Here is an 11,296-nt window from a genome sequence, read left to right as displayed (position 1 = left end):
AAATGTCAGAAAAAATAAAGAAAATACTCAAACTACAATGGTAACTGGAACCTTTGTCCCTCTAACCACTCTCTCTGTTGTGCTGCCCAATAAGAATCTTTCCAAGCCTTGTTTACCAGATTTTCCAATTACTATCTTATCTACACCTTCTTGACTTGCTGTTTTTAGGATAACATCTGCAGGTTGACCATGTTTGATCATAGTTATCATTTTAATGTTCTTACAGTTACCAGCACACTGTTCATCTTCAATTTTCTTTTTAAATTTTTCAACAGATTTTTTTCCTGCTTCACGTAATTCTTCATCCAATTTTTCTTTTAAATCATTTGTGATAACGATTTCAAGTAATTGGTGTCAATCACATTTAGAATAATTATATCTGCACCATCTGAATTTGCAGTTGAAATAGCATATTGACCTGCTTTTTCAGATGCTTCTGAACCATCTGTAGGTAACAATATTTTTTTAAACATAACTTCAAACCTCCAAAATTTCAGGTTTCATAATCAGGTTCTTCAGAAATTCTTAATATTTGTGGAATGTCCTAAAAATAATAAAAAATTTACAGAATTTTATATCTGTAAATAACTCAATCACATTATCCTAGGAATGGTTTAGCTATGGTCAGCAGGATTATTATGGTTAGTATGATTCCTATGATGACCATTGGTATTCCTGCCTTCAGGATCTCTTTTATTTTCACGTAACCTGTTCCATATGCCATTGCCACCGTTGGATCTGCCATTGGGAACATGAAGGACAGTGAACATGCAATTGCAACAGGAACTGCGTAGGTTCCAACAGGAAGGCCCTGAGTGGATGATAAGGTAACAGCTATTGGAATAAGGATAGCTGAGAGTGCTATGTTGGACATGACCTGTGTGAATATCACAGCTATGACCATTAATAGTATCATTATTACCATTGTGGAGGGGTCACTTCCCATAAGTCCTATGAGGTTGTTTATAAGGAAATTTGCTGCTCCCGTGTTTAGGAGTGCAGCTCCAAGTGCCAGTGCACCTCCGAAGAAGATGATGAGTCCCCAGTCTATGTTCTTCTGAGCATCCTTCCAGTCTACAACGCCAGTTATGAAGTAGAGTGCAGCACCAATGAGTGCCACAGAGTAACTGTCAAGTCCGGTTATTCCAGTCGTAACCCACAGAAGTATGGTGAAGAAGAGTATAGCAGCGGTTATTTTCTCAGTTCTAGTGATGGATCCCAGTGTGCTGAGGGTGTTTAGGAGAGTTTCCTTTCCACCGACTATTCCCTTAACCTCCGGTGGGAACACCCACTGTAAAACTTTCCAGATGATGAATAGCATTGCTATTGCCAGTGGGAATCCGAAGACCATCCAGTTTGCAAAGGGTAGGTGTGTGTATGCAGCTGCCATAAGGTTGGGTGCAGTACCAATCTCAGTTCCAAATCCACCAGCAAGTGAACCGTACGAAGCACCAAGTACCATGGCCTTTGCAAAGTTACTGTTTCCCTTCTCAGCGTCTTTCACACCCATGAGAGGTATGATTTCCTTGATGATGGGCAGTAGCATTGCAAATGCCACAACATTCTCAATCCATGCAGATAAAAGTCCAGTTGAGAATACTGCTGCAAAAATACTCATACTGGGACTTGTACCCAGTTTTGACAGTAAAAAATAAGTGAAACGCTTAGCCAATCCACTTTTACGTATGGCCTCAGCCAGAATAAATCCACCAATCATCAGGAAGATAATTGGATTAGCAAAACCTATTGCAGCATTGGTAAAACTCTCAATACCCAGCAAAGGTAATAAAAACAGTATCATAATAGAGGTAACTGGCAAATCAACGGGCTCAGTACCCCACATGATTATAGCAAAAACCAAAAGAGCAAGTGCGGCATGCCCTGGATAACTTAATCCATGAATAGGAACCAACATAACAGCTATAAAAGCTACAATGGCTAAAATAAAACCAATAACTTTCTTGTTAAAATTCATTTTCAATCCCTCCCAAGTAAATGTTCGTTTCAAGCCTCCTTGACTTTTACAAACAGATAACCTAATGAATTAGTAACATATAAACATATTTTATAATGATTAATCATTTAGATCAATCAATTATGGATATTTATAAAGGAGTTCCATTCTTTTCATTGAAAAGGTGTTTATTATCAGTAATTATTTTGTTTTAGATAAATAATAATTTTTACGTTTTATTAAGTTCAAAATAAGTTCAAATTAAGTTCAAAAATCTAAGTAAAAAAAGATTTTGATCGAGGCGTATATCTACTTTTTAAACACCTTAAATTAAAAAAAGTCATGATTTCAAGTTTTTTTTGCTTCATTGATTTAATATTCATTTATTCTAAAAAATAAAGAATTAAAGTACTGATGCAATTGTCAGTACTGGAATCAAGGCCATAAGTGCCAGATGTGGTGCGTAAGATGGTGCTGTCTGGAAGTTGTACTTCAAAACTGCCCAGGTTTGGGTGAAGGCAGTTATAACTGCAGCAAACTGAAGTAAAACTGTTGCATATAAAACCCAGATGTTCCCTGTCACCAGTCCTGTAAGTGTTGCTATGAATGCAAGTATGATTGCTATAAAGTGGGGTGCAAGGCGCATGCCATGCATCCTGAAGGTTATAAATCCTGTGACCATTCCACTCATGAGTATTGAAAGTATTAATATTTGATAACTAAATTCCATTTTAAATCACCTCAGAAATTCACAACTGCATAGGTTGGGTCGCTTAGAAGGGTTATGTAGGTTGCAGCCCCTGCAAGTTTAGCACCATCAACAAGATCTTCCTGTTTCATACCCCTGAACTCTGCGCTTAACTCGCAAACGTATACCTTCGCACCAGCATCAACAGCTTCCCTCATAAGAACATCCAGCCTGTTGAATGCAGGGTGTTTAACTGTTTTTGCATTTCCATCCTTGGCTATGCTCACCCCGTCCATGAGCAGGAAAACTGTAACCTCTTTTCCCATGCTGAGGGCTGCTTTTGAGAATATAAAAGTTGCATAGGCCTTCTCAGCGTTACCTATACCGTTGCTCTGCACAACAAGTACTTTATCCCTTTTCATTGATACTGAACTTTTATCAGTCAAAGATTCAGTTTTTGGAACCTTCTCAATTAATATATATCTTTTACTATTCTCTTCTCCAGCTGCAACGACCTTCCCACCCATTCCTGGAATGGAAACTGAAATATCCTCAATAGTTTCGGCCTTGCTGCTTTTAACCTTCAAGCGCTCACCAACTTCCATGGAATCTAGCTTATCTCCTACAATTATTATGGGTCCCGGACAAGTTTCCCCTGTAACATCCAACGTTTCAACATCTTTAGCGGTCATTCTAACAACTACCTCTCCTTCAAGTTTCTGAACTTCCATTTTTAATCCGTACTTGGTTGCAACATCCTCCAGGCCCTTCTCTGAACCTGGACTTAGGGTGAGTATCAGCCCATCATCTGCACCATTTTTTATAATGTTCTCTGCAAGTATTGCAGAATTTGGAGCTTTAATGCCCCGAATTTTGACTCTTTGCATGATCTATCCCCATTTTTCTTTGAATGTTTTGAGGGCATCCAGAATGTCCTCAAGGTTCTCTGGTGGTACTCCCATCACAACCTCTTCATCAGCTATCCCAGCAAATTTACGTGAACCATTACATCCAAGGGTCATGTTGGGCACACCCCTCTCCTTAACTGCAACAACTGCATCTGCACAAACTGACTGTATTCCTGAGTAATCACAGGATAATCTTCCACCTTTAAGCTGGAGATAGGCCTGACTAACACGAAGTGCCTGTTTTGGTGTTAGTACAAGGACCACAACATCTGGATCGAATTTTGCAGATTCCAGTGGTGCGTAGAGCGATGCGTAGTTTTCATCTTCCACTTTTGGAATGGCCTCAACAGTTTCAAGGGCTCCTTCAGCTGTTTTGAAGTTACCGAGCTTGTGGTAGGTGCTGCCATCTGCAACAACTTTTGGGAGTTTACCAATTCCCATCACACCTGCACCACCTTTACATAAATGCTCGGCACTGGTTGCATATACTGCACTTCCCTTGAGTCTGGAATCCTGAACAAATTCACAGTGCCTTCTTCTTTCAGGCATTTTACCACAAGATTGTGGTATATCATCTGGATTTTTAACTAGTTTAACTGCAACAGGACTTCCTTTAAGTCCTAAAACTTCTTTCAATTCTTTTACCATTTCTTCGTAGTTCATATTTGGCCCTCCATGTTATGAATTTTCAAGTACACATTCACCTATACTTTATAGTATAACTATAACGTATAGTATAACTCTTCCTTTATAAAACTTTCTGTACGAAGATGTAGATCATCTGAAATAGCAAGTTCAATCCCTAATAATAGTTTTAAATCCCTTTTTGCACAATATTTATATGCTCCAATAGTTTATACTATATAGTATAGACATTTGGGAAGGTAAACATGGAAGAACTATCCAGTACTGAAAGACTCATAGTGGCATACATAAAATCCCACCCACCTGAAGACTGCATGCTTGATAAGATAACCCTGGGAACCAGCAGGAGCAGAGCAACCGTGCTGAAATATCTGGAAATACTCAATGCAAAAGGGTGTTTTAACCTACAAATTTGTGGGCAGAAGTAAATTATGGTCTTTAAGCCAGGAAACTGAGGTCAAAGTGGATTTAAAGGGAGAATCTGCTGAAAAACAGATTTCTGATGCTATGGTGGACATGGTAACCACAGCATCGAAGCTTCACAGATTAGTGGTGGAGGAAACAAAGCTCAAAACGTTGATAGACAATCCTGATACTATCGTGTTCACTATAAATGAACATATGGATGTTATAATGCTTAATAAAACATTTAAAATGTTCTTTGGGAATAAAAACCTTCATGAGATTGTCACAAGCAATGATGGAATGGTTCTGGGGGAATCGCTATCCAAACTGGCCCCTGATGAAACCATGACCATGGAACTGGATCTCATGGAAAAACCAGGTATATACAAACCCTACAAACTATTCATGAGACAGATAACCAATGAAGATGGTGACAGGATAGGAACAACCTTGGTGGGTGATGAAATATCCCAATCCAAACGTAGTAAACGTGAACTGGAAACCTTACTCTTTATAGCCAGAGCTGCAAATTCAGCTTCAAGTGAAAAACAACTTTTTAATGAAGTAACAGATGCAATAAACACTATAATTCCCTTTAAACAATGTGAAATATTTTTAAAAGATGGTAAGAAGCTGAGATCGGTATACAATACAAGATCAATGCCGGAATCTGTAAAGGGATTTGTGAAACGAAGCATGAAAAACCTTGAAACCCTCTCTGCAGTTGAAGGTGATTACCAGTTTGAAACCCTAAAATCTGAATTTGGAGATGAATCCCTTGAAATGATGATTTCCATACCTCTGATTCAGGAAGACACTTCAATGGGCGCAATACTTCTTTTAACAACCTCCAGTTCTGTAAGCTCAGTCAATCTGGAGGATGTTGAAATGGCTGCAGATGAAATATCAGGTTATCTTAAAATGAAGGTCTTGGGTCTTGAGAAGGAAGAATTTGTAAACACACTCATGGCACTTAACCAAGTATCTGGAATAGTTAATTCTCATGATGCAGAGGATGAAATGCTTGAAAATGCTGTAACATCAACTGTTAATTCCCTTGGATTTGATATGGGTTGTATCTATCTCAAGGATGATAATGAAGAACTTTCACTAAGGGTTCACAGGAACCTGCCTGAGAAAATGAAGAACATGTGCATGGCAGGTATGTTCAAGGACCTATTCAGCAAAACCCTTGAAAAACAGAATCTGGTATACATAACCCCTGAATCTGAGGAATATGAATCACTTGAACCTTCAATAAGGGCAAGTGACATAAAAACGCTCCTAATCTTACCAATAAAAAGTGAAAACAAGATAATTGGACTTTTAAACATGGGAAGTCGAAAGATAAAAACTTACAACGAGATAAGTCTTGAAAATTTGAGTTCCATAGGGTTACAGCTTGGTTTAGCACTTGAAAGATCGAAGTTGGCCCTTAAATTAAAAAAGGGTAAATCTAGGTCATGAAAAAGAGTTACAAGTTATGGCTCATTGATAGTGATCTTACTGGAAGTACTGATCAGCCAATGGATTCGTGATTGAATGAAAAATGAAAACAAAACCTCCCACAGTGCAGAGATTTATGACAGCCAGATAAGAAGCACCATACCATACTACGATTTTATACATGATGAAACCATAAACCTGGTGAAGTCCATGGTAGATGATCCTGCAATCTGGTTTGACACTGGATGTGGAACTGGGACACTGGTTGAAAAGGCTTCAAAAGAATTTCCAAACACCAGATTCATACTTGCAGACCCATCACAGGAAATGCTTGATGAAGCAAGGATGAAACTATCTTCTAATCCCAGAATAGAATTTTTAGGAAATTTAACCAGTCAAGAGATTGGGAAGATTCCTCAAAAACCATATGTCATAACTGCAATTCAATCCCACCACTACCTCAAGGTGGATGATCGAAAAAAAGCAGTAAAGAATTGTTACAACCTTTTAAGACAGGATGGAATTTATGTAACCTTTGAAAACACCAGACCATCCACCAAACATGGTGTGGAACTTGCTAAGAATTACTGGAGGAACTTCCAGTTATCCCATGGTAAGGATCCAGAAGCTGTTGAAGATCACCTGAACAGATTCGATGTTGAGTACTTCCCAATAACAGTTGAAGAACACAGATCCCTCCTTGAAAATATTGGTTTCAGGGTTGTTGAACTTCTATGGTTTTCTTACATGCAGGCAGGTTTTTACTGTATTAAATAAATCCTTCAAAATCCCTGAAAATTTTTTAATTACTAGCATCTACTTATTTTATATCCTTTTTTTAATATCAAATGATCAAATTATATGCTCTGAAGATCAAAGAGTAACACAAGAGATATAGGAGGTTTTCATATGAAAATCGAGGTTAAGGAAGTTCCCCAGAAACATGTGGCTTACATATTCCACAAGGGTTCTTTTGAGAATATTCCTGAGTTAATGGGTGAAGTTGTTGGTTGGGTTATGAGTAAAGGTCTTCAAATAACTGAACCTCCCTTTGGAGTTTACTACACAAGTCCACAAGATGTTTCTCCAGAGGAAATGAAATTTGAAGTGGGTATACCCTTTGCAGGAGAGGCAGAAGCTGAGGGAAAGATCAGGGTAAAGAATGTTAAACCTCATAAAGTCATTTCAGTGATGCATAAGGGACCGTACAGTGAAGTGAGCAAGGTTTATGCTGCGGTGATGGAGTACGCAGTGAAGGAACAGTACGAACCTGCAGGTGCACCTGTGGAGATATACCTCAACAGTCCCCAGGAAGTGCCAGAGGAAGATCTTTTAACGGAGATTCAATTTCCTGTGATTAAAAGGTGAAGTTGGTCATGTAACATGTCAAATAGTTAAGCAGCTTTCTATTTTTTTACAAGGTGATATTTTATGGAAATATTAGATTTTTTTTGTTAAAAATTATCTTGATATAAATTTTCAGAAAAATTAGGATTCATTGAATTATACGAAAAAAGTGATGAAAGACAAGAAAAATAAAAGTGAGTTAGTAGATGCTTTTTTTAGAGCACTTGTTTTTCAACGATTTCAGCAAATGAATCTCCAATATAATCCACCTGCTCCTGGCTGAAGCCATAAACACTGCACTTGAACCATTTCGTCTGACCCCGCTTAATACCAACGATGTTACGTTTTTTAAGCTCTTCATAAAGGAAAAAGCCTCTGCGCGGATGTTTTTCAGCTATTTTATCAAATACTGGTGTTTCAAAACGTACAAGGTCGTGTTCCGTTGGCTTAACACCTATTTGGGTAACGCCCTCAAGCTTTTCCATCTTCGCAACGAATCCCCTTGTCTTCTGAACTTCCTCATCCCAATGTTTCACACGTTCAGCAACGTGTGGAAGTGAGGCCATTAAGGTTGCTACAGGCGCTCCACGGCTGGTACAGCCCAGCATTTCCAGTTCCTTCACAGCATGTCTTCCAGACTTTCTAAGTACAAGTTCTGCCCATTCATCCCTAACTCCAAGCACACCAATTGGTCCCGATGCAGCCATACTCTTGTGTCCGCTTCCCACAACAAAATCTGCATTCATTGCCTTAGCATCAATTGGAAGCCTTCCCATACTGTATGCACAGTTTAGAAGCAGAGGAACACCTGAATCATGAGCTATTTTTCCAATGGAACGTGCGTCTGTCAAATTTCCGTAGTTACCATCAACATGTGTTAATAAAGCAAGGCCCACATCCTCACCACGATCAGATAGTTCATCGAGAACTTCTCTGTATCCTTCAGGTGTTATCCTATATTCTGGACCTCCTTCATTTGGAACTTCAACTATTTTAAGTCCGCATCGCTCTGCAGCCACATGGGTGGTGTAATGGGCGTTCCCATCAACCACTATGGTGTCTCCTGGTTTGCATAGGGAGTGCATAACTGCGAATTTTCCCTCACGGGCCCCATGAGTTGTTCTGGCATGGTCCGTGTTTATGAACTCTGCAAGGTTGTCCAGAAATCCGTGTATCTGGGGCTTTGCTATTTCATCCAGACGGCCTGCACAGTAGTCGCACACACTGTAACCGTCTGAAAATTCATAAATAGCCTTTCTTGCCTCAAGAGGCAGAACACCACCCCTCTGAAGTGGATTCAAATTCAAATTTTCTCTCTCTGTATCTCTTGTGAGTCCATAATCCTGACATTCCATATAGTTCACCTTTTAATTTAAAATCAAGTCTTTAAAATGGTTCTTTATAATGAGTTGATAAGTATTGAACTAGTTGATCTATGTCCAACTTATATTAAAAATATTGGAGTGAAAATGAGTTCAGTGGTTCATTCCAAATTTTAGATTTGAAAGGTTTTAAACATCTCAAAAAACTTCATTCTTTCATCATCTTCCAAAACCTCAAAATCTCGGATAATCCCAGGTTTATTGGAGGGGATCTTTTACCAAAAACCTTGAAATCGCCTTTTAACACGGCTTCGTATACATCTGAAGATTCAGTTGCAACTCCTCCAGTACCTATTTCCCTTAAAAAATGTGCATCACTCCCAGCAATAATATTAACACCACTTTTTCCTGCAAAATCCTTTGCTTTTTTGTTGTAACCTTTAAAAACACATCTGGAGTTGAATACCTCTATGTTGTCAATGAGCCGAGCATCTTCCTCCTTTGGAAATATGGATTTTCCACGGATGGTATCGAAGGGATGTGGAACAACAACAAAACCATTCTGATCCTTTATTTCATTTACAACATCACTGAAGCTCCGGGATTTAATCTCTTCAGATAAAAATAGTCCGATTACTTCGCCACGATCAGTCATTATCTCTGATCCAACTATCACTTCAAAATCAGTTGTTTCATATTTTTTGGCTTCAACTCCACCTTTTATGGTGTTGTGGTCTGTGACTGCAATGCCTGAAAGTCCCTTTTTAATGGCGGATTTAACCATTGATTCAGGTTCTGAACGCCCATCTGTAGAGTACTTGGAATGTGTGTGAAAATCGTACTTCATAGTTCTCATTTATCTTCAGTTTTGAATATGAAACCACCGATTTCAATGTTCAGACTTTTATTTTCGATGTTTGAATAATAAATTTTGAGGCCATTAGGTAGCTCAATGCTTTCAACACCTATCTTTGATTGAACTTCCCTGAAAAACTCTGATTTATCACTCATTATCCAAACGATGTGTTTTTTAGAATTATCCAATGGAATTTGAATGGTCTGATTTACAGATCCTCCAGGTTGGTGGTTTTGTCCATAGGATATAGAAACATTTTGACTCAGTTTAGAACTTTTAAATTCTGAATTTTCCTGATCCAAGAGATAACACGTGTAATATTCTGGTAGATAGTACATGGCTTTTCTCCAGCTGAATCCCTGATCTTCACGTGTAATATCTCTTATAACAATTACTGTGTTGTTTGGCTCATAATCAGATATTTCCTGAATTGTTTTGAGGTGCATATCCATATTCTCATCGTTTATATGGATCTTTGGGTAGTTGTAAACTGCCAGCATATCGAATCCCAACTTGATCTGCTGAACCTGTGTCATCTGATTTACAGGAGTTTCCCATGTTTCTTCAGCATTGAAGTTATATGGATAAATAAAATAAAAACAGTTTAAAACTATTGATATAAGTAAAATACAGGTTAAAACTGAGTTGGGAGTTAGATCAAACTTCTTAGATAAACCCTTAGAAATTGAGACCAAAATGTATCCTGATAACATTGAAAGTGCGGGTAAGAAGATCAATATGTACCCTGGCTTTGGAGCGTGTATTAGAATCTGGAATAAAAGAGCAGGCACTATCCAGAGGATGAAGAATATGAATTTGGGTTTTTTAAAGGTGGAGCTTTTTAAGAGGAGGGGTTTCCAGTTTTTGAATAGGAAGAAGATCACTGCAACCACAATTACAATTCCAAGTCCCAGTATCAACCATGAAAGAAGCATTGAATCCATTATAAGCTGATTTTTGAGTGGAGCCCCAAATAGGATAGAAGTTGTACTGAAAGAGTCTTTAATAGACGATGAAGAGGACATATAAGCCTTCAGGCCTCCTGCTAAAATGACTGTGGGTGCGGCCCAGACTAGTATCGATGCAAAGAATATTGAAGCTGTTCCAAGAAGTTTTTTGAGGTTTTTGGTGTAGGATAATACGCAGTAAATCCAAAGGGGTAACATAAAAAGGATCAAGTCTTCTCTGAAACCACCTGCAATACCAAGGACCAGTGCTGAGATGTAAATAAAATTTTTTCTACCCTTCAATACATTGTAAGATGTATAGACTACTAGTATGGCCATAAAAGATTCTACGGGGTATATTGTAGCAATCTCTCCATAAAACCAGAATATGGGACTGAAGATGAGGATGAGGGATCCTACGATTGCAATTTTAGGTGAAAAAATCTGTTTCGCAAAGAAGTAAACCATTAAAATAGTTAATATGCTGAAAACGATGCTTATAATTATCATTGTACTGTTAGCGTCATTTATAACGCTGTTAACCAGCCTTCCCAGTCCAACGTAAAGTATGTATCCTGGAGCTTGGGGTTGCTGGAGGGCTGTGCTGTAATGCTCAAATGAAAGGGCAAAATTTACAGAATCCCATTCATAGAGATATTTACTGATGAATGGTAACCTCGTTAAAAGAACTAAAATTGTAATGAGTATAGCGGCAAAAAAATCGATATTATTCTCCTTCATTGAATCAAATCTCTTCATAATAACACTCGCATTGGTT

Annotated in this window: 13 protein-coding genes; 4 read left to right on the top strand and 9 right to left on the bottom strand. The window is 38.3% G+C overall.

The annotated features are described in order from the left end of the window. Positions 1-27: 27 nt before the first annotated feature. The 6 genes from J2756_RS11700 to J2756_RS04555 all read right to left on the bottom strand — a co-directional run bounded on the left by J2756_RS11700 (position 28) and on the right by J2756_RS04555 (position 4,213). The gene (locus J2756_RS11700) at positions 28-309 is read right to left on the bottom strand and encodes a universal stress protein (RefSeq protein WP_342593104.1); all 282 of its coding nucleotides are present in this window, start codon (positions 307-309) and stop codon (positions 28-30) included. Between the two features lie 8 nt (positions 310-317). Continuing rightward, a complete protein-coding gene (locus J2756_RS11695) occupies positions 318-473 on the bottom strand; it encodes a universal stress protein (protein ID WP_342593103.1) in 156 nt (51 codons plus the stop codon). Between the two features lie 125 nt (positions 474-598). Further along, entirely contained in the window at positions 599-1,975 is a 1,377-nt protein-coding gene (locus J2756_RS04570) for a DASS family sodium-coupled anion symporter (protein ID WP_209583007.1), read from the bottom strand. Positions 1,976-2,357: 382 nt separating this feature from the next. Beyond that, positions 2,358-2,684, bottom strand: coding sequence for a DUF5400 domain-containing protein (locus J2756_RS04565; RefSeq protein ID WP_209583005.1), 327 nt, complete (start codon positions 2,682-2,684; stop codon positions 2,358-2,360). Between the two features lie 11 nt (positions 2,685-2,695). Beyond that, entirely contained in the window at positions 2,696-3,529 is an 834-nt protein-coding gene (locus J2756_RS04560; RefSeq protein WP_209583004.1) for a DsrE family protein, read from the bottom strand. Between the two features lie 3 nt (positions 3,530-3,532). After that, positions 3,533-4,213 (bottom strand): DUF169 domain-containing protein, encoded by a 681-nt coding sequence (locus J2756_RS04555; RefSeq protein ID WP_209583002.1) that lies wholly within the window; start codon positions 4,211-4,213, stop codon positions 3,533-3,535. Between the two features lie 227 nt (positions 4,214-4,440). On the opposite strand from J2756_RS04555, the gene J2756_RS11480 reads away from it, so the two are divergent. The 4 genes from J2756_RS11480 to J2756_RS04540 all read left to right on the top strand — a co-directional run bounded on the left by J2756_RS11480 (position 4,441) and on the right by J2756_RS04540 (position 7,414). Then, the gene (locus J2756_RS11480) at positions 4,441-4,623 is read left to right on the top strand and encodes a hypothetical protein (protein ID WP_245315929.1); all 183 of its coding nucleotides are present in this window, start codon (positions 4,441-4,443) and stop codon (positions 4,621-4,623) included. Beyond that, positions 4,580-6,067 carry a GAF domain-containing protein gene (locus J2756_RS04550; protein WP_245315928.1) on the top strand — a complete coding sequence of 496 codons (1,488 nt, stop codon included), beginning with the start codon at positions 4,580-4,582 and terminating at the stop codon, positions 6,065-6,067. The genes J2756_RS11480 and J2756_RS04550 overlap by 44 nt, the downstream gene beginning before the upstream one ends. Before the next feature lie 75 nt (positions 6,068-6,142). Further along, on the top strand, positions 6,143-6,823 hold the full coding sequence (locus tag J2756_RS04545; protein WP_209583001.1) for a class I SAM-dependent methyltransferase: 681 nt from the start codon (positions 6,143-6,145) through the stop codon (positions 6,821-6,823). 132 nt (positions 6,824-6,955) lie between these two features. Beyond that, entirely contained in the window at positions 6,956-7,414 is a 459-nt protein-coding gene (locus tag J2756_RS04540; protein WP_209582999.1) for a GyrI-like domain-containing protein, read from the top strand. Positions 7,415-7,608: 194 nt separating this feature from the next. On the opposite strand, the gene pscS is transcribed toward J2756_RS04540, so the two are convergent. From pscS to J2756_RS04525, 3 genes are all read right to left on the bottom strand, one after another. Further along, positions 7,609-8,748 (bottom strand): O-phospho-L-seryl-tRNA:Cys-tRNA synthase, encoded by a 1,140-nt coding sequence (gene pscS, locus J2756_RS04535; protein WP_209582997.1) that lies wholly within the window; start codon positions 8,746-8,748, stop codon positions 7,609-7,611. Positions 8,749-8,923: 175 nt separating this feature from the next. Beyond that, positions 8,924-9,562 (bottom strand): PHP domain-containing protein, encoded by a 639-nt coding sequence (locus tag J2756_RS04530; RefSeq protein ID WP_209582996.1) that lies wholly within the window; start codon positions 9,560-9,562, stop codon positions 8,924-8,926. Positions 9,563-9,567: 5 nt separating this feature from the next. Continuing rightward, a complete protein-coding gene (locus J2756_RS04525; protein WP_209582995.1) occupies positions 9,568-11,277 on the bottom strand; it encodes an ArnT family glycosyltransferase in 1,710 nt (569 codons plus the stop codon). Between the last annotated feature and the right edge of the window lie 19 nt (positions 11,278-11,296).

Origin of the sequence: Methanobacterium aggregans, from assembly GCF_017874455.1 — an archaeon.
GTDB lineage: Archaea > Methanobacteriota > Methanobacteria > Methanobacteriales > Methanobacteriaceae > Methanobacterium_C > Methanobacterium_C aggregans.
Note: the sequence above shows the minus strand (reverse complement) of the source record. Positions and strands in the feature narration are given on the sequence as shown.